A 17,960-nucleotide genomic window follows, 5' to 3' on the forward strand; every position below is an offset into this window, starting at 1 on the left:
CGCATCAGACCGCGGCAGGCAGAGCAATGTGGTGATAAACCGGCCAGCTAAAGCAGAATTTTGCGCCGCCCAGATCGCTGGCTTCGCAGCTGACGTGTCCGCCCATGGCCTGAGAGATTGAATGGACAATCGCCAGTCCCAGCCCGCAGCCGCCGGTGGCACGGTCGCGGCTCGGATCCAGGCGCACGAACGGTTCAAATACCCGATGGCGCTCTTCGGCCGCAATACCGGGTCCATCGTCCTCAACGGATAAACTCGCCTCGCTGCCGTTCAGCTCTAAACGAATTCGCAGTCGGTTCTCACTGTAGCGCAGGGCGTTATTCACCAGATTATCCAGCACGCGCTCCATCAGGCGCATATCCAGCGCCCCGTAATCGCCGGGATGATTGTCCAGTAACAGCTCCCGCTGCGGATTGACGCTCTGCACGTCCTCAACATAGCTGCTTATCCACGCTGAAAAATCCGGGGTGCTGAGCTTCAGTTCATTTTGCGGGCGATCCAGACGGGCGTAGGTGAGCAGTTCTTCTATCAGCGCTTCGAGCTGACCGATATCGCGATTCAGCGCCACAGACTCCGCAGCGGTCAGGTTTTCGCTCATCTCCAGACGATAGCGCAGGCGCACCAGCGGCGTACGTAACTCATGCGCGATGCCGTCAATCAGCGCCTTTTTACTGGCAATCAGGGCGTTGATATTGTCGGCCATCTGGTTAAAGGCGACGCCCAGCCGTTCAAAGCTGGAGGTGCTGTCAAAATGTATACGCTCCGTCAGATGACCGTCGCCAAAGCGCTGCGCGGCAGCCTCCAGGCGCAACATATCCTGCCAGTGCGGACGCATCCAGATAAACACCGGAAAGGCCAGCGAAATGGCGATAAAGGCCATCAGCGCCATGTCCAGCAGCCGCATCTGGTGTAAAAAATAGAGATACGGAACCGGGCCGACTGCCAGCACGTAATGGCTGCGCGGGATCCGCTGGATAAAGGTGTATTGGTCGTCCAGCGCCACGATGTCGCCTTCGCGCAGGCGCTGAGCGGTGGGGGCATCCAGACTGTAATTTTTAAGCGGCTCGATGCGCATATTAAACGACAGATTCAGATCCAGCTCTTTCAGCGTGCGCGCCCAGTCGTGCGGGGGGATTTCACGTAATTCGCTGCGCATTAAATAGAGCGAACTTTTCATCAGGTCATCCAGAGACTGTCTGCCTGCGCGTTCGGCGGTGAATTTATAGACCAGCCCGACCAGCATGGTCATCACCAGAAAACAGACAAACAGCAAAAGATAAAACTGCACAAACAGCTTTTTCATGAAATCACACCATTATTACAATGAGTTAACTAAACTGATTTTACCTTTAGCGGCGCTATGAGGGCAGGGTTATATTCATCTACGCGCTGATTGAGGAGCGCAATCCGATCGCCATCCAAAGCATGTATCCAGGCAGAATAAACGCAATAAATCCTCTGTGCATTTTTATGTCCTATTTGAGTTGCTATGAAAGCAGGGTTTGCTCCGGCTGACAACATCCAACATGCAAACGTATGACCCTTGCCTGTGCCACGCTGATTAACACACCGCGATGCCAGTAATGCCTTCTTCGCCACTGTAGACATCCTCTTTGGGAAGCGTTTTCCGAAGAACAGATCATCAGTATCCTTCGCGAGGCCGAAACTGGGGGGCTGCCTGAGAGCATGCTATCTCACTCGCAACCTTTACACCCGGCGCAAGACGTTTGGCGGCATGAAGATTCCTAAGTGAAGCGGCTTGCTGAAATGTGTATCTAATGCTGTGAGCAGGTCACAGCTACTAAATCTGAGAAAGAATGAATGCCATCAGCAATCAAACGTTGAGCCCCTGAAAATATACCTGTCACTAATCTTTATTAATAACACATTAAGCTGGCAATTATACTGATTAATATGCTCTTGCGAGCCATTATTAAAAGCCCATGATATCTATTATCATTTCTCATTAAAAAATTAAAGTTCAAGGGTGAAAGCAGATTGAGGGTTATACTTGCGCAATCTCAATAACTTGTTAAGAATGATAAAATGAAATAGGTTATGATGAGTTTATTCTCATCATGCATGATTTTATTAAATCGTTTTTTAACCGGGGGCTTAATAATGCATCTCGAACGACATAGTATCGAAAGAGTGGGATGGCTTAGGGCTGCTGTTCTAGGGGCTAATGATGGCATTGTTTCGACGGCCAGTCTGGTACTTGGCGTTGCTTCAGCGAATACTTCTTCATCGGGTATTCTACTTGCCGGGGTTGCAGGGCTTGTGGCAGGTGCAATGTCGATGGCAACAGGCGAGTATGTTTCTGTTTCTTCACAGGTTGATACTGAGAACGCAGCTCTTGCTCAGGAGAAAGGTGAGCTGGAAAATGATTTTCAAGGAGAGACACAGGAACTTACTTCTCTGTATATAAAACGCGGTCTCAACCCGACCCTGGCGCGTGAGGTTGCTGAGCAACTCATGGAGAAGGACGCTTTGGGGGCTCACGCTCGTGAAGAACTAGGATTAACGGAGACTAATTCTGCGCAGCCACTGCAAGCCGCTCTCTTCTCGGCAGTCAGTTTTTCTGCTGGGGCCATTTTACCCTTAATCGTTGCGTGGTTAGCGCCGCACGCTTATATTTCTGCATTCATCATTCTTACCACGCTTTTTTCACTCGCTATTCTTGGTTATATTTCTTCGGTAGTTGGCAATGCCTCTCCGGTAAAGGCCATAATAAGAATTACTTTCTGGAGTGCCATGGCAATGGGCTTATCGATTGGTGTTGGACATTTTGCGGGTCAGAATTTGATTTAACAGCATGGAGCGGGAAGGAGAGTAAACGGCCAGAGGGATGTGTTCTATTATTTAACCTTTGGTGAAGTTGAACTGATATTTAATTTGAATATTTTGAACAGTTCATACATTTAGTCTGGACTCTGATAACAAAGGGTGAGCGACAATTAATTTATATTTTTAGCCCTATCGCACTTTTTTGACTTGCCGTAGGCAGAGATGCCGTTCGCATGTTACTCATCAAACGGCATCCTGAGTTCTGTTACGAAAGATGTTTTTTACTGGATGCTCTCAAGGTCTCTCGCAATATCACGGCGGCGACCACTGTCAGCGATTTCACGCCCAGGACGATTTGGGGCTTTGAGTGCTTTGGTTAGGTAGCGCCTGGCTTCATCTGTTTTTTTCTCTTTAAGAAGATAGTCACCGTAGAAGTAGTTAGGGTCTATACCATCCGGGTTAATGGCCAGCGCTTTTTTCAACATCTCGTCTGCTTTTTCTTTATCACCAAAGCCAATTGGCCAGCCGGGAACCTGATAATACAGAGCGCCCAGACTGGTCCAGGCAGATCCCTGGAGGGCGGATGGGTCAATTTCAATCGCTTTTTCGAGGTTGCTGCGGGCTTCTTTAACAAGGCTTAGCGCACCCAGACCGCCTTTCGCCCCAGCCCAGCTACTGTCGATAATGGCTGACCAAATCAAAAGTGGCGCGTTAGTGTTTTTTTGTGCCTGACTGGCATTATGGGCTTTCTGGCTAACGGTACTGAAGCAGTTCTCTTTTTTGGCCTCCAGCGTTTGATACTGACAGACAGACCAGTCGTGTTGTAAATCCCCAAGTGTCGTATCCGCCAGTGCTGACGCGGGTGCTGCTGTAACAAGCAAGATTGCGTACAGGGTTTTCATTTGTTGTCTCCTCTGACCGATTTTCTGGCGAATTCCTGAATTACAGGCAATTTTTTGCCTAATGCTCCGTCGACGACGGTGGGAAACCAGGCATTAATCTTGACGAAAAGACGTTCCATCATGCCAAAGCGATAACATTTCTGTTCTTTTTCAAGAAGGCGTGCAAGTCGGGCAGCCACATACACTGGTGAATCGGTGTTATTACCGAGTTTCCGGTTCAGGGCATACACGTGGTCGTTGTTCAGTAAGGTTTCTGTTGCGCGTGGCGCGGCATACAGAACGGTAATACCACTGCCCTGTAATTCCCTGCTAAGGGCTTCGGAAAAACGGTGGGTCGCAGCCTTGGTCGCACTATAGACACTCCATGCCGGATGGCCTATTTCTCCAAAAATTGAACCAATATTAAGCACGATGCCAGGCGTATTCATTTTATCGAGTAAGGCCCGGGTCAGTAGGGCTGTAATCTCGATATTGGTTCGGATCTGTTCACGAATATCATCAAATGATTGTTCTTCAAACAACGCAAAGCAACTGCTCCCAGCGTTGTTGATCAGGATATCCAGCCCACCGTCCTTTAAAAACCTGGCGGCAAGCGCCGATATCTCTTCGTCGGAATAGCTACGCATCAGCGCGATATTGTGGCGCTCCGGGTGAGGGAGAGTATTCTGTAGAAGAGTCATTGCTTTTTCATTGCGACCAACCAGATAGAGTCTCGCCCCTTTTTGCGCCAGTTCTCTGGCCAGCGCCTGACCGATCCCGCCGCTGGCGCCGGTGAGCAGAACGGTTTTGTTAAGCAGATTCATATGCACTCTCTCCCAACTGATCAAGCATCTGCCCATATAGATGATAAATGCGGCGCGCGGTGTGGATAATGGCGTCCTGGTCACTCTTATCAGTGACTGAATCCATGAGGGATGCAAAGAATTGCAGATGCCCCTGATCGAGTTCTCCGTGAGAGCGCAGGTAGGTTGTTGCCTGTTGAGGTAGGGCCAGCGTATTCTCCAGTTGAGCCGCGACAGCTGTTGCAATTGCCACGCTGGTGCCTTCCAGCACGAGCACCATGCCAAATATGCTCATCGGGTTCACGCGCTCAATACGGTAGTAAAGATAAGCAATCATCATTTCAATGGGCAGGCCCGGCATACCCTCTCTAACAGCCTCAGGATTACCCCCACATGCTCGAATATCATTGAGGATCCATTCCTGGTGCCCATATTCTTCATCAATGTATTCGGCCAGTGCTCCGCGCACTGCTTCGTGCGTTGAAGGAAGCCGACCGCCAGCACACATCAGCAGTGGAACGGTATGGCTGACGTGATAATAAGCTTGCGTCAAAAATGCGATATACATCTCCGGCGAGATATCGCCTGTTTTACACCGGGCGATAGCAGGGGACGAAAGTAAACGTTGACGTTCAACAGCGGTCTGATTCTGTAATTCTTGATAAAAGCTCATGCGTCTTCCTCCTCACTGCAGGTGAGAATATTTTCTTTTAGGGACTGCCAGATGGCGCTCCGTTTAGGGCGGCCATTAGCGGTAATCATTTCGGGAGAAGATATTTCGGACGTGAACAGCAGTCGATGAAATTGGGCGTAGTCAGGCAAGTGCGCGCAAACCTCCATAAGCTGCTCACGCGCCAGATCCTGCTGTCCTTCAAAAGCATCTACGAGAGCAACGTTACGTCTCAAACCGTCACCGAAAATCACAACACGGCGCACAGCGGGGCATGCCATCGCTTCGGCTTCAGGCCATTCTGGTGAAAAATTGCGACCATATGCGTTGATCTGAACATTTTTCAATCGGCCGAGAATGTGAATAAATCCTTCTTCATCAACCGTCGCAAGGTCGCCTGTGACCACGTCTGCTTTCTGGAGTTCCTCCCCAAGATACCCCAGGGCATTGGCCGGACTTATCACGCTGAGTTGCTGTAAGTGATCAACACTGACCCTTACGCCGGGCAATGGTCTGCCGACACTGTTCTTTTTTGTCGCCCCCGGAAGATTCAGAGCGACAACAGAACCACATTCTGATAACCCATAACCTTCAAAAACGGGTAAACCTGTATGTGTTGCCATTTCCATTAATGGCGCAGGGACCTTTCCTCCACCAACAGCGACAAAGCTCAGGGAACGGGTGCTGTCTGGAACCGTCTGGTGCAGATGGAGTAACACCCGCAATATTTCTGGTACCAGAACGAGACTTTGCGGACGCCATCTCATCAAAGCCTGTAAAAAATTTCTGGGGTTAAACTGGCTGGAACCTTCAAAACCTGTACTGGCGGAGGGCAATATCACCGTCAGTGCACCCAGCAGTAATGGGATATAGATACCGCACAAATTTTCCAGCAGGATGCTGAGTGGAAGGCTGACAAGGTGCCTTTCCGGTCTGATCACATTCAGAGCATCAGCCAGCGTTTGTGCTGTCCAGAACATACCGCTCTGGCTCAGGCAGACCCCTTTAGGTTCACCGGTCGTCCCAGACGTAAAGGTAATCTTGGCCGTGTCCGGCGGTAAGGCGGTCTGGGCAGTTAGCTTTCTGATTTGCAGCCTGCCAAACGGGAATTCATGGCTAAGCCATCCTTTCAGGGATTTTCCACCAATTTGCGCGTCAATGGATGCTGAAGATCGTACCCACTCTTTTTGTGTTTCAGAGAAAAAAGAAGGTACGGGCACAATCACAATCCCAGCGGACAGGCAGGCAAGATCGATAATGGCCCACTCAGGCCCATTGTCGAGTTCAAGTGCCAGTCGCTTAATATTGAGAGACCGAAGTCGTGTAGCTGTCGTTATTACATCCTCATGGTATCTCTGCCAGTTCCATATGCCGGACTCGCCCTGCAGGGCCGTTAGCTCAGGACGATCATTAGCCTGCTGCTCAAGTACGTTCAGAAACATTTTTCTCTCCTGACGCATGAGTCCATGGGGCTTCCGGCAGATCGGTCAACAGCTTCAGCAGCAGGCTGCCATGGTTAAGCGCCGAGTGTCCGCCAGAAAGCTCACCGGCCATAATTTGAGGATCATATTGATAATATTTTCCCCATTCTGATGCTGCGCTACCCAGGCGCGCTGGGTCAGCAGGCATCAGGAGGAGGGGATGCAGGTTCAGGCGATGAAAGGTGTTGCGGATTTTTTTCGTACCGGTAAAGACAATCCATGAAAAATGGTAGTGCGTGAGCACCTGGCAAAGTGCGGCAAACATAATGCGTGCGCTGGCTCCGTCACGGGCTGCGAAATTACCAATTTCGACGATTGTATTGCGAGAGACAGGCTGCATCAGGCGTGCAGTGAGTAACGTCTCAATCGGATTATCGAGATAATTTTCAAGATAGAGTGCTCCATGAGAGGCAATCTGTACGCCACTGGCCGCCTGGAGTTCACTGTTTGCATCATAAAGACCCAAGAGCCATGGCAAACAACGTGAAATTGACGCACGATAAACCTGATGATAATTTTCGCGAATCAGTGCTGAAATTTCATTCTGTTCGTATTCGCCATGAAGCCATTTAAGTGTGTAAGGGGGCATTATTCGCATCATCAAACCTCTCATATCAATGTTACCAATATGAGTGATTATTATTATGACAACCTTAAGAGAGGTTATTTATTTGATGAGGACGAGGCTTTGTTGAATTAAGGTATTCTTAATAATAAACCGCTAAAACTCACTCATACATTAAAAAAAAGGGTTCGCAGGATGAAAAGAAATTACGCCAAAAGTCAGATAGCTTTTCACTGGCTGGTATTTATAGCTATTGTCATAGCCTATGCTGCAATGGAATTAAAAGGTTTCGCGCCGAAGGGCAGTCCGACTCGTGCGACAATGGCGTTAGTACACTATACAGCTGGCTTAAGCGTGCTGGCGCTGATGGTTGTCAGAGTTGTACTGAAGGTCACACGTCGTGACCCCGAAATTATACCCGCGCCGCCGCGCTGGCAAATTGTGGCTTCAAAAGCAGTTCATGGATGCTTGTATCTGATGTTTCTCATTTTGCCGTTTCTTGGAATCGCATCACTTTACTTTGGTCAGGTAGAGTGGTCATTCTTTGGAATAACGATGCCCATAGCCAGCAGCCTGAATACAGATACACAGTATAATCTTAAAGAGTTGCACGAACTTATCGCCAATGCCGGATATTTTCTTATCGGGTTTCATGCTCTTGCTGCGTTATTTCATCATTACATTGTGCGCGACAACACGCTTGAGAGAATGTTACCCCTGTTAAATCGACAGAAATGAAAATGAAGAACTCTTTACTGTGAACGTGTTTTTACTTAAAAAATGAACGCCATGCCGAACACTTGCGTTATTATCAATAACACCATCAATTAACAAATAAAAATGGTACGTTGCTGCAAGCTTTGCGGTGTGGTGGAGAAGAAAAAGACCCGATTTCATCACATCGATTGCAGCACTGAACAGGCAGGCACTGACCAGACAGGCGATGGACTCAGGAATTAAGGCGCAGGTTATCTTTCAGTTAGCTATCCCATGAGCGATGATAAAAAATGTAGCCTGCAAAATGCAGGCTACTTAATTTTATCTAACGACCAGTACAGGACATTTGGCATGTCGTACAACTGCGGCAGCATTTGAACCTAACAGATACGTTGATATATCAGGTTTATGGGATGCTATTATAATTAAATCAGCACTTACCATTTCAGCGAGTTTAAGAATTTGATCCTTCGGTGAACCCGTTACGGCATGAGTCTGTATTTTGTCTGCAGGGATTTTGAATTGCTTCACAATTTCATCCAGTTTTGATAAGGCCGCATGCTGGAATTCTTTCATCTTCGGCATTTCTACTGAGTAGGCTAAACCTAAAGATGAATAATAAGGTTGCGAAGGAATAACAGTAAGAAAATGGACTTTTGCCGTGTTAAGAGCTGTATGTGCCTGAACATAAGGAATGACCATGTGTGTCAGGTCATCCTCGGAAATGTCAATTGGAACCAAAATTGTGTTGTACATTTGATCCTCCTACGTGTTTTGCCCCATTAAGGTTAGGCCGATAATTTGTAGAAAACAGAGAGCTAGATGCCATAACGGGGAAAAGTTTATTCTGCCAATATTGGTATTGTCGAATTTGGATTTACACAGGTGTTATCGTCAGGGGTTAAAATCTCTCAACTATGAAATAGTTAATTGAATTAAGAGCGTTTTGAATGAATATATCATCATGTGTTAACGATAATTATTATCAAATAATTAAATTTTAAAATGCGGAAAATATTCACATTTATGGCAGAGATATTTCTGAGGTGTTTTTGTTTAGTATTGAATACGTTACCCAAATATCTATTGAGTAAAAATAATCGAACGATACGCAATGAAGAGGTATTTAAAATTCTCGCTTTGGAGCGTCACAACGCGCTCTTTTTTCTACACCACATCCGCAGCCTGGTGCGGTGAGAGCCTGTCACGCATCGACAAACTAACCACGGGTATTGCTTATGAGACATCAGCCGGGCAGGCCTGATTCTGGACGTGAACGATGCCCGATAAGATCAGTCCATCCCAATCGGCTGCAATCGACGTACCTGGCAATATTCCATGCGCTGGGACCCGCCATATCCTCGCCCAACCACCCGGTTGCGTTTTTTGCCTTTCATCTCTGCGTTTCAGGGGAGCCTGAGATGCTCAACCAAATAATCAATTAATACACGCTGGGCCTGAGGCATTTTTTTATGTGAAAGATAAACCGCGCTTACAGACAACCTGTCGAGTTCATACTCCGGCAGCAGCGCAACCAGTCTTCCCGCCGCGAGCTCCTGCTCTACGGCATACAGAGGCAGCATGGCTACACCCGCCCCCAACTTCGTCGCCTTAAAAAGGATCGCAGCCTCGTTGGTACTGATGCTGCCCGTTACCGGCAGATTGACAATGTCGCTCTCTTTATGGAACCGCCACGCGCTCTGGCCGAAGTAGGTATAGGTAAGACAGTTGTGATGTTTCAGGTCGCTCAGGCTGGCTGGTGTGCCGTGTTTGTCCAGGTACGCGTGGCTGGCGCATAAAACGGAAGAGCAGTACCCGAGGTTGCGGGCATACAGGTTAGGAGCAAGTGTGCTTGAAGTGCGGATAGCCAGATCGATACCTTCCTCGGCCAGGTCAACGGTTCTGTCCATGATTTGCAGATCAACCTGTATTTCCGGATAAGCAATAAGGAAGTCAACCAGCAGCTCCGTAAGGCAAAATTCCGCAAAGATGGAATTGGAGGTGATCTTAAGTTTGCCCTTGGGCACAGGAACACTGCCGGGTCCCATCGCGGCAAGCCCATCCGTCAGAGTCCGAATGTCCTGACACAACAAAAGGGCCTGTTCACCGGCTACTGTCAGGCTGAGCCTGCGCGTTGTCCGGTGAAGCAGGCGCGATCCTGTCCACTCTTCCATCAGGGCTATGTAGCGCGAGGCCATAGCCCGCGATAAGCCCAGATGTTCCGCCGCCGCTGAGATGCTGCCGCGTTTGACCGTTTCCGAAAACACTTCCATCGCCGTAACTCTGTCCATTCGTTCACCTCATGCAACAATGTGTCTACTGTATGCCTGTTTTTCAAATTGCGTAATCTAATTATGATCAACACAACTGATTAAAGGAGGGTGCACTATGCACATTGAAAAGCTGCAGTACATTTTTGACCCACTTTGCGGCTGGTGCTATGCCAGCGCGCCAGCCCTGCATTATCTTGCCCGACACCACGGCGACCGGCTTGAGCTGATGCCCAGTGGCCTGTTCAGTGATGAGGGGGCGCGGCAGATTACGGCGCAGTGGGCTGAACACGCATGGGCCAACGATCAGCGCATTACATCGCTGACCGGACAGCCGTTCAGCGAGAGCTATCACCAACTTCTGCTGTCCGGTACCCGTTTTGATTCGACCTACATGAACCGCGCGCTGACCGCTTTTCAGCACGCCGGTGCAGCCACAGAGGCGGGCCTGCTCCACGTTCTTCAGCACGCCCGCTACGTTGAGGGTCGCGACACCTCTCGATGCGATGTGGTGGCGGATATCAGCGCCACCTGGGCGCAGGAACACGGTGCTGAGGGTGATGCGGATGATCTGACCAGCCAGTTTGAAGATGATGCCGTGCTGCGCAACCAGACTGAACAGCGCATCGCCCGCGTAAAGCGACTCATGCACGAAAAAGGCGTGGGAGGCGTGCCCCTGTTGATTGCCACGGCGTATGGAAAAGAACATATCATCAGCGGTTACGATCTTTACAGAGGGGAAGAAAGCATCAGCGCAGCGCTGGCCGCACTGGCATAACGCAACACGAATTTTCACAGGGTGGCGACTGAAATGGCAAACGTCGCAATCGTATTGTTTAACGGTTAAGGACATACTGCCGTAGCAGGCAGAGGCCATTAAGCAGGACGCGTAAAGGGTAGTAGGGGTCTACATCACCGCTCTGCGCATTGATGATAACGCCGGACTACCTGGTGGCAGATTTGACCTGAAAGCCAGGCAGGAACCGGAATTGCACGGGGCAAATTTCAGAAGGAATACGAATGAAATATTTACTGGGCAGTGCATTGATTGTCGCAAGTTCATTATCTTTTGCTGGTGCGCCTGCTCCTGTTGTCGACACCGAGGCGGGTAAGGTTCAGGGATACCGTACCGAAGAGGGCATCTTCATTTATAAAGGGATCCCCTATGCGGCCAACCCCTTTACCCCGGAACGACGGTTTCAGAACCCTCAGTCCGTGCAGCCCTGGAGGGGTATAAAAGCAACCCTCTCTGACTCGCCCGTGCCGCAACCGGGAAGAAGCTCAGCGCAACGGCTGGTCGGTCATGCCGGCGACCTGACCCTCAACATATGGCGGCCTGACAATATTGAAGGGAAATTGCCCGTCATGGTGTGGATCCCCGGAGGAGCCTGGATCAGGGAAGATGCCACAGAGTCTGTTTATGACGGAAGCGTGTTTGCTAAAAAAGGCGTCATGGTTGTCACAGTAAACTATAGGGTGGGCGTGGATGGCTTTATGCATTTTGCTCAACGTCCAGACAACCGCGGCATTGCAGACCAGATTGCTGCGCTTAAATGGGTTCAACGGAATATTGCAAACTTCGGAGGCGATCCGGGCAGAGTGACACTCTTCGGGCAATCCGCAGGAGCGGGAAGCGTCGCCATCCATTTAGGCAATCCAGAGACGAAAGGGCTTTACCAGCAGGCTATTTTGCAAAGCCCTCCGATGCAATGGATTAGCCCGGCTGATGCAAGCCGAATCACCCGGCAATTTACCGACAATCTGGGGATTCCTGCCGACCCCGAAGCCGTCGCCAGGGTGCCTTTTGAGGATCTGGTTCAGAACGTCCTGAAAGTCGGGGAACAAATCAAAGATGCAGCCCAATGGGGAAGGCTTTCTCTTGGCGGCACGGCATTTTTGCCGGTTGCAGACGGTAAAATCATCATCAAAAGCCCCATGGAAGATCTGGCGATGACGGACAGCAATCGCGTTCCTGTGATTGTGGGCAGCACCGACAGTGAGTTCAGACTCTATTTGCTCCCCGGCGACGGCATACAAAAAATCACTATTAAGGATGTGAACACGGTGATTGATGAGCTGGGTCTCCCTGCTAGTGCTCTGCAGGCTTATACAAAAAACAGTATCAGTGCGGAAAGTCCGGGCGACATTTACGCCCAAATCATGTCGGACTATACGTTCAGGATGCCGGCGCTGAACATAGCTCGTCTGTTGAGCCGCAATCAAAACACGTGGTTTTATGACTTTTCCTGGCGGTCACCAGCCTACAATGGCCGTCTGGGCGCCGCCCATTTTGTGGATGTGCCCTTTACGTTCGGAACGATTCACACAAAAGAAGCGGAAAACTTTGTCGGCGTGAACCCGCCCCAGTCTTTGTCTGACAGTATTAATAATGCCTGGGCCGCCTTTGCTAAATATGGCAATCCGGGGTGGCCGCATTATTCAAACAACGACAATAAGACGATGGTGTTTGATACCACAAGCCGGATAGAAACTCTCAAGGATCCTCAAATTTCGGCACTGTGGGATAAATTCCAATACTGACTATCCATTTACTGTGGCCTTAATGGCTGTAAGGCGTGTTCGGCAAGAAAGGGTTTTCGTTCTGGTTTCACTGTCCGGCTTGTAACCATGATGGTAAACCCTTTCTGCCTGCCGTGTCGTTTAATTACAACGTACTGAAATAATGATTATTTTTTAGTTATGGCTTTGTTATGAGAGTTCCCATGAGCTGTGCCTTTAAAAGCCACCAGGCAAACATTTCAATCATATCGGACGCTGCGTTACGCCTTGGGTGTTGGTCTGCAACCACGGCGTTCGGCTTCTGGAGTCCGTTCTTACTCTCGTCCACGTCAGCCATGTTACAAAAGCAGACGTCTCATAAGGATAAGGCATAAGCCAACGATCAAAGTATCAGGGCTTATTTTTATCGCATTTCGTTATCGGGTCTCGATTAATATAATCTAACGAAACCAGAAATCGGGATGCGACCATGAGCGATATTGCCAGGCCTGACCACAATCCTTGGGCTCTTTTTCTGATCTTTCTTCGACTGGGTCTGACCTCCTTTGGCGGCCCGATTGCCCATTTGGGCTACTTTCACGATGAGTTTGTGACGCGGCGGAAGTGGTTGACCGAGCGCAGCTATGCAGACTTAGTCGCTCTCTGTCAGTTCCTGCCAGGGCCTGCAAGCAGCCAGGTCGGCATGGCGATCGGGTTGTTCCGATGTGGTTATACGGGAGCGTTAGCTGCATGGGCTGGCTTCACGTTGCCATCAGCAGTGGCGCTGATCCTCTTTGCGCTGGGGATGGCCAGCGACGGGAATGTGATGCCGTTGGGGGTGCTGCAAGGGTTAAAGGTGGTGGCCGTAGCGGTGGTAGCACAAGCTGTATGGGGTATGGCTCGTAATCTCTGCCCGGATACACCGCGTATCACCATCATGGCGGCAGTGACCTGCTTTGTGCTTCTTGTGCCGTCGGCATGGGGGCAGGTGGGGGCTATCGTCATTGCTGCTGCCATTGGTCTATTGCTGTTTAAACCCCAGAAGAGGTCAATACATGACCCACTGCCGATCGCCATACGGCGTCGCGTCGGATTGTTGTGGCTCACATTGTTCTTTGTGCTACTGACAGGGTTGCCATTACTGACGGCGATGTTTCCTAATCAGACTTTATCACTGGTGAGTGTCTTCTACCGGGCCGGTTCACTGGTATTTGGGGGTGGGCATGTCGTACTACCGTTGCTGCAAGCTGAAGTGGTGCCTACCGGCTGGGTAAGCAAAGATACATTTCTGGCCGGCTACGGTGCTACCCAGGCCGTTCCTGGCCCCTTGTTCACCTTTGCGGCGTTTCTCGGCGCTTCACTAAATCATGGACCCTCCGGCTGGTTCGGCGGCCTGGTCTGTCTGCTGGCGATCTTCGCGCCATCCTTCCTGTTGATCGTGGGTGCCTTACCTTTCTGGGAGCATCTGCGCCGCAACACCCGTGTTCAAGCGGCATTATTAGGTGTTAATGCGGCCGTGGTTGGCCTGTTGTTAGCAGCCCTCTATCAACCAGTGTGGACGAGCGCGATTCGCACACCGCAAGACTTCATTCTGGCGCTTTTGGCACTGGTTGCTCTATTGTTCTGGAAGTTACCGCCGTGGCTGGTTGTGATGAGCAGTGCTATTGGGGGCTGGTTGTTCAGTGTAGCCCTGTGAGTTTAGGGACGTATTGGGGCAAAGGGGCATGTTGAAGTCTGCTTTTGACCCTATATTTCTGTTGCGGGAAACATTCAACCTACTGAAATTAAATAATATTTAAGTAATCACAATAGGTTGAAGGATTTGGCGCTAATAAAATGGAACAATCAGCGTTTTCATGAACGGATCCGGATGACGGATGACAAAGTAATCAGGTTTCCCAGGCGTGCGGAGCGAAAAGATAGCCTTTGTTACGCACGGTTTTGATGCGGTAGGGTTCGGTCGCGTTATCCAGCAATTTTTTTCTCAGGCGCGAAATCGCGACGTCAACGCTGCGATCCATCCCATCGTAACTCACCCCGCGCAAGTTTTTCAGCAGCGCGTCGCGATCCATAATCTGACCGGCATGCGTGGCAAGCTCCCACAGCAGGTCGAAATCGGCAGTCGAAAGGGCGACATCCGTGCCCGACAGCAGAACCTGACGATTCACAGGGTCAATGGATAGCGTGCCGAAGCGCATGGCTTTGTACGGTGTAAGAGCCGGAGACGGCATTTGATTTTCTGCGGCGACACGCTGGCGTAAATGAAGACGCAGGCGCGCGAGCAGAACAGCAGGCGGCGTGGTTTTAAGAATGTAATCGTTCGCCCCCATTTCCAGTGACAGAATGTGGTTCATGTCGCTATCAAGCGAGGTGAGCAAAACGATAGGGCCATCCCATTGCGCGCGCAAATCGCGACACACGGTCATACCGTCTTTTCCGGGCAGCATGATATCCAGCAGGACCAGATCGGGTTTTTCACGCAGCACAACCTCTTCTGCGCGGTCACCGCGTGGCTCAACGACGACATCCATATCGTGTTTTCCGAGGTAGGCTGCGATAAGCTGGCCAACTTCGGGTTCATCCTCAACAAAAACGATCTTATTCATAAAACGTCTGTATCGCGAAAAATGTCAACATACACCGCGTCACCTCAACCTTCCATTAATCTTTCATAATTATCCTCAGTTCCGCTATTCTGGCCGTTATTGTTATTTGATTGTTAAGGGAAAAGGATGGCGCTTTTGTTGAAGGCGGTGCTGGGTGCGCTGGTGGTGGTATTGATAGGTCTATTGGCGAAAACGAAAAATTATTATATTGCTGGCCTGATTCCGTTATTCCCAACGTTTGCGCTGATCGCCCACTATATTGTGGCGTCGGAGCGTGGGATTGACGCGTTGCGCACGACTATCGTGTTTGGCATGTGGTCCATTATTCCCTATTTTATTTATCTGCTGTCGCTGTGGTATTTCACGGCGTTGATGCGTTTACCCCTGGCGCTGGGCGGGGCCGTGGTGTGCTGGAGCCTCAGCGCCTGGGTGTTAATCTTCTTCTGGAGCCGTTTTCACTAATTCAACGGACGACCGCCGTCGACGCCAAACGAACGCCCAGTGACATAGCAACTGGTCAGCAGATAATCGATCAGGTCGATCACTTCTTTTTCGCCAGGCACAATTTTCATCAGCGATTTATTCAGCGCTTTCTGACGGTATTCCGCGTCGTCTTCTTCGTTAAACAGAATTAACGAAGGCGCGATCGCGTTGACCTTTACCTCCGGCGCCAGTTTGCGCGCGAACGAGCGGGTCATGTTATCCAGCGCGGCTTTGCTTGCCGCATAGGCAATATGCTTATCGCTGCCGCGCTCTACAACATAATCGGTGAAATGAATAATGTCGCTGGCGGCGTGGCCCTGACCGCGTAGTAATTCTTCGAGCGCATGATTCAACAGATAAGGCGCGTGAACGTGGATCTGCAGCATGCAGGCGAGCGTTTCGCTGAGCGGTGTGCTGGGGGTTTCAGCCTGCCATGCGCTGGCATTATGAATAATGGCGCGCAATCCGCGGGTGGTGGACTTCACCGTTTCGGCAAATCTCAGAATCCCTTCGTCTGTAGAAAAATCGGCCTGAATGCAGGTGGCTCCTGCCTGGCGTAATCCTTCTATCGAGGGATATTCGTTGCGATAGCTCACGATAACCGGCTGGTGAAGCGTGAGAAAGTGGTGGGCAAGGGCGAGGCCGATACGTCGGCCTCCACCGGTAATCAGAATGGGGCGTTGTGGCGCTTTTCCCATCGTGTTCTCCTTTTCAGTTCGACAATGGGAAAGAGTGCGCTTATCCCATTAACTTCCACGTTGCCGGTACGGATGCAACCAGTAACAGACCAATCAATGCCAGTTCGCGTCGTTTCAGCGCGTGGCTAAGCTGATGCGTGCGGCGGGCATAAATAAATACCAGCAGACCTGGCGCGTAAAGCACCACTGAAAGCAGCAGATGCATTGGCCCGGAAGCATACAGTAACCATAACCCATAGAGACAAGCACCGACACCCACCACGTAATGCACGGGACGGGTGGCTATTTTTAGCAAATAGGCGCCAACAAGGAAATAGGGTACCAGAATCATCTCGGAGGCAATGGTCAGCAGGGTGTTATAGTCTGAACCTGTGAGCCAGATCAGCACCAGACAGATCTGGACGCTGATGTTGGTCAGCCACAGAGACGCTGAAGGCGCGCTGTTCTGGTTCTGGCGCGCAAACAAACGCGGGAAAGCTTTGTGCGTGGCGGCAAGAAAAGGCACTTCTGCTGCCATAATCGTCCAGCTCAGGTACGCGCCGCACACCGAAACAATCAGCCCCGCAGCAATCACCACATCGCCCCAGGATCCCATCATTTTGACCATCAGGCCTGCCATGGAAGGGTTACGCATTTGCGCCAGTTCGGGACGGGCAACAACACCAATAGACAGCAACGTGACCAGCAGATAGACGCTTAACGCAGCCAAAACGGCCAGCAGCGTGGCGCGCCCGACATCGCGTTTATTACGCGCCCTTGCCGAAACCACCACCGCGCCTTCTACCCCAATAAACACCCACAGCGTGATGAGCATGGTGTTTTTGACTTGTTCCCAGACAGGAACGCCCAGCGCCACGCCGCTGAAATCAAGGGTGAAAACGTCGAGACGGAACGCGACAAACGCCAGGACGATAAACAGGCCCAGCGGAACCAGTTTCGCCAGCGTCGCGACAAGATTAATGCTCGCCGCCGTCTGCACGCCACGCAGGACCAGAAAATGGACAAGCCACAGCAGAACCGACGCACCGACAATAGATTGCCAGGTGTTGCCATCGCCAAAGAAACGCAGTTCAGGGGTATCGGTAAAGAAACTCAGGGCGGAGAAAACAATCACCAGATAGGAGACGTTGGCGATGACGGCGCACAACCAGTAGCCCCAGGCGGAACAAAAGCCGATTAACTCGCCAAATCCAGCCCGCGCGTAAGTGAATATTCCGCCATCTAAATCCGGGCGGATACGCGTCAGCAATAACATGGCAAACGCCAGCAGTAGGATCCCCACGCCGGTGATGGCCCAACCGATGAGCAACGCCGCAGGGCTTGCGACTTCGGCCATATTCTGCGGCAAACTGAAGACGCCTGCGCCCAGCATGGAGCTTAAAACAAGCGCAGTTAATGCGCTCAGGCCAAGTTTCTTTTCCATTGGCTTCCTGTTATGAAAGGTCCAAATCCAGAATAATTATTTCGCACAGGCGCATAAAAATGGTGGATCACACTAAG

General features: G+C 50.5%; 17 protein-coding genes. 6 read left to right on the forward strand and 11 right to left on the reverse strand.

The features are described 5' to 3' along the window. Positions 1-4: 4 nt before the first annotated feature. Positions 5-1,303 (reverse strand): two-component system sensor histidine kinase RstB, encoded by a 1,299-nt coding sequence (rstB, locus tag I6L74_RS17660; protein ID WP_059178082.1) that lies wholly within the window; start codon positions 1,301-1,303, stop codon positions 5-7. Positions 1,304-2,121: 818 nt separating this feature from the next. Between rstB and I6L74_RS17665 the strand changes: the two genes are divergently transcribed. Next, entirely contained in the window at positions 2,122-2,811 is a 690-nt protein-coding gene (locus tag I6L74_RS17665) for a VIT1/CCC1 transporter family protein (RefSeq protein ID WP_059178726.1), read from the forward strand. A gap of 257 nt (positions 2,812-3,068) precedes the next feature. On the opposite strand, the gene I6L74_RS17670 is transcribed toward I6L74_RS17665, so the two are convergent. The 5 genes from I6L74_RS17670 to I6L74_RS17690 are packed head-to-tail and all read right to left on the reverse strand — an operon-like array spanning position 3,069 to position 7,235. Continuing rightward, positions 3,069-3,689, reverse strand: a complete 621-nt coding sequence (locus I6L74_RS17670) for a tetratricopeptide repeat protein (protein ID WP_072241775.1) — start codon at positions 3,687-3,689, stop codon at positions 3,069-3,071. Then, positions 3,686-4,492: an SDR family oxidoreductase gene (locus I6L74_RS17675; protein ID WP_059178081.1), complete on the reverse strand. Its 807-nt coding sequence runs from the start codon at positions 4,490-4,492 to the stop codon at positions 3,686-3,688. Before I6L74_RS17675 ends, I6L74_RS17670 begins: the two co-directional genes overlap by 4 nt. Continuing rightward, complete coding sequence (locus I6L74_RS17680) at positions 4,479-5,144, reverse strand: iron-containing redox enzyme family protein (RefSeq protein ID WP_059178080.1); 666 nt, start codon at positions 5,142-5,144, stop codon at positions 4,479-4,481. Before I6L74_RS17680 ends, I6L74_RS17675 begins: the two co-directional genes overlap by 14 nt. Beyond that, positions 5,141-6,583 (reverse strand): AMP-binding protein, encoded by a 1,443-nt coding sequence (locus I6L74_RS17685; RefSeq protein ID WP_059178079.1) that lies wholly within the window; start codon positions 6,581-6,583, stop codon positions 5,141-5,143. Before I6L74_RS17685 ends, I6L74_RS17680 begins: the two co-directional genes overlap by 4 nt. Next, positions 6,564-7,235, reverse strand: a complete 672-nt coding sequence (locus tag I6L74_RS17690) for a thermostable hemolysin (protein WP_243398827.1) — start codon at positions 7,233-7,235, stop codon at positions 6,564-6,566. The genes I6L74_RS17685 and I6L74_RS17690 overlap by 20 nt, the downstream gene beginning before the upstream one ends. A gap of 147 nt (positions 7,236-7,382) precedes the next feature. On the opposite strand from I6L74_RS17690, the gene cybB reads away from it, so the two are divergent. Beyond that, the gene (gene cybB / locus I6L74_RS17695; protein WP_059178077.1) at positions 7,383-7,925 is read left to right on the forward strand and encodes a cytochrome b561; all 543 of its coding nucleotides are present in this window, start codon (positions 7,383-7,385) and stop codon (positions 7,923-7,925) included. A gap of 300 nt (positions 7,926-8,225) precedes the next feature. On the opposite strand, the gene uspF is transcribed toward cybB, so the two are convergent. Then, positions 8,226-8,660 (reverse strand): universal stress protein UspF, encoded by a 435-nt coding sequence (gene uspF, locus I6L74_RS17700; RefSeq protein WP_059178076.1) that lies wholly within the window; start codon positions 8,658-8,660, stop codon positions 8,226-8,228. A gap of 650 nt (positions 8,661-9,310) precedes the next feature. Beyond that, positions 9,311-10,195: a LysR family transcriptional regulator gene (locus I6L74_RS17705; RefSeq protein ID WP_059178075.1), complete on the reverse strand. Its 885-nt coding sequence runs from the start codon at positions 10,193-10,195 to the stop codon at positions 9,311-9,313. Between the two features lie 97 nt (positions 10,196-10,292). On the opposite strand from I6L74_RS17705, the gene I6L74_RS17710 reads away from it, so the two are divergent. The 3 genes from I6L74_RS17710 (at position 10,293) to chrA (ending at position 14,369) form a co-directional block, all read left to right on the forward strand. Continuing rightward, complete coding sequence (locus I6L74_RS17710; RefSeq protein WP_059178074.1) at positions 10,293-10,952, forward strand: DsbA family protein; 660 nt, start codon at positions 10,293-10,295, stop codon at positions 10,950-10,952. Between the two features lie 242 nt (positions 10,953-11,194). After that, positions 11,195-12,715, forward strand: a complete 1,521-nt coding sequence (locus I6L74_RS17715) for a carboxylesterase/lipase family protein (RefSeq protein WP_059178073.1) — start codon at positions 11,195-11,197, stop codon at positions 12,713-12,715. A gap of 448 nt (positions 12,716-13,163) precedes the next feature. Further along, positions 13,164-14,369 (forward strand): chromate efflux transporter, encoded by a 1,206-nt coding sequence (gene chrA, locus I6L74_RS17720; protein ID WP_059178072.1) that lies wholly within the window; start codon positions 13,164-13,166, stop codon positions 14,367-14,369. A gap of 193 nt (positions 14,370-14,562) precedes the next feature. Here the strand turns inward: chrA and rstA are convergent, their stop codons facing one another. Next, positions 14,563-15,279, reverse strand: a complete 717-nt coding sequence (rstA, locus tag I6L74_RS17725) for a two-component system response regulator RstA (protein ID WP_059178071.1) — start codon at positions 15,277-15,279, stop codon at positions 14,563-14,565. Positions 15,280-15,405: 126 nt separating this feature from the next. Between rstA and I6L74_RS17730 the strand changes: the two genes are divergently transcribed. Beyond that, a complete protein-coding gene (locus I6L74_RS17730; protein ID WP_059178070.1) occupies positions 15,406-15,741 on the forward strand; it encodes a GlpM family protein in 336 nt (111 codons plus the stop codon). On the opposite strand, the gene folM is transcribed toward I6L74_RS17730, so the two are convergent. Together folM and I6L74_RS17740 are read right to left on the reverse strand one after the other, a co-directional pair. Continuing rightward, positions 15,738-16,460, reverse strand: coding sequence for a dihydromonapterin reductase (folM, locus tag I6L74_RS17735; RefSeq protein WP_059178069.1), 723 nt, complete (start codon positions 16,458-16,460; stop codon positions 15,738-15,740). The genes I6L74_RS17730 and folM overlap by 4 nt on opposite strands. A 40-nt stretch (positions 16,461-16,500) precedes the next feature. Further along, complete coding sequence (locus I6L74_RS17740; RefSeq protein ID WP_059178068.1) at positions 16,501-17,883, reverse strand: amino acid permease; 1,383 nt, start codon at positions 17,881-17,883, stop codon at positions 16,501-16,503. Between the last annotated feature and the right edge of the window lie 77 nt (positions 17,884-17,960).

It is taken from the genome of Lelliottia amnigena (genome assembly GCF_019047465.1).
GTDB classification, from domain to species: Bacteria; Pseudomonadota; Gammaproteobacteria; order Enterobacterales; family Enterobacteriaceae; genus Enterobacter; species Enterobacter amnigenus.

Coding starts and splice junctions, on each gene's coding strand:
- rstA (WP_059178071.1), bottom strand. CDS start 15,279: ATGAATAAGATCGTTTTTGTTGAGGATGAACCCGAAGTTGGCCAGCTT.
- I6L74_RS17680 (WP_059178080.1), bottom strand. CDS start 5,144: ATGAGCTTTTATCAAGAATTACAGAATCAGACCGCTGTTGAACGTCAA.
- chrA (WP_059178072.1), top strand. CDS start 13,164: ATGAGCGATATTGCCAGGCCTGACCACAATCCTTGGGCTCTTTTTCTG.
- I6L74_RS17670 (WP_072241775.1), bottom strand. CDS start 3,689: ATGAAAACCCTGTACGCAATCTTGCTTGTTACAGCAGCACCCGCGTCA.
- I6L74_RS17685 (WP_059178079.1), bottom strand. CDS start 6,583: ATGTTTCTGAACGTACTTGAGCAGCAGGCTAATGATCGTCCTGAGCTA.
- I6L74_RS17715 (WP_059178073.1), top strand. CDS start 11,195: ATGAAATATTTACTGGGCAGTGCATTGATTGTCGCAAGTTCATTATCT.
- I6L74_RS17740 (WP_059178068.1), bottom strand. CDS start 17,883: ATGGAAAAGAAACTTGGCCTGAGCGCATTAACTGCGCTTGTTTTAAGC.
- I6L74_RS17705 (WP_059178075.1), bottom strand. CDS start 10,195: ATGGACAGAGTTACGGCGATGGAAGTGTTTTCGGAAACGGTCAAACGC.
- uspF (WP_059178076.1), bottom strand. CDS start 8,660: ATGTACAACACAATTTTGGTTCCAATTGACATTTCCGAGGATGACCTG.
- folM (WP_059178069.1), bottom strand. CDS start 16,460: ATGGGAAAAGCGCCACAACGCCCCATTCTGATTACCGGTGGAGGCCGA.
- I6L74_RS17665 (WP_059178726.1), top strand. CDS start 2,122: ATGCATCTCGAACGACATAGTATCGAAAGAGTGGGATGGCTTAGGGCT.
- I6L74_RS17730 (WP_059178070.1), top strand. CDS start 15,406: ATGGCGCTTTTGTTGAAGGCGGTGCTGGGTGCGCTGGTGGTGGTATTG.
- I6L74_RS17675 (WP_059178081.1), bottom strand. CDS start 4,492: ATGAATCTGCTTAACAAAACCGTTCTGCTCACCGGCGCCAGCGGCGGG.
- I6L74_RS17690 (WP_243398827.1), bottom strand. CDS start 7,235: ATGAGAGGTTTGATGATGCGAATAATGCCCCCTTACACACTTAAATGG.
- rstB (WP_059178082.1), bottom strand. CDS start 1,303: ATGAAAAAGCTGTTTGTGCAGTTTTATCTTTTGCTGTTTGTCTGTTTT.
- I6L74_RS17710 (WP_059178074.1), top strand. CDS start 10,293: ATGCACATTGAAAAGCTGCAGTACATTTTTGACCCACTTTGCGGCTGG.
- cybB (WP_059178077.1), top strand. CDS start 7,383: ATGAAAAGAAATTACGCCAAAAGTCAGATAGCTTTTCACTGGCTGGTA.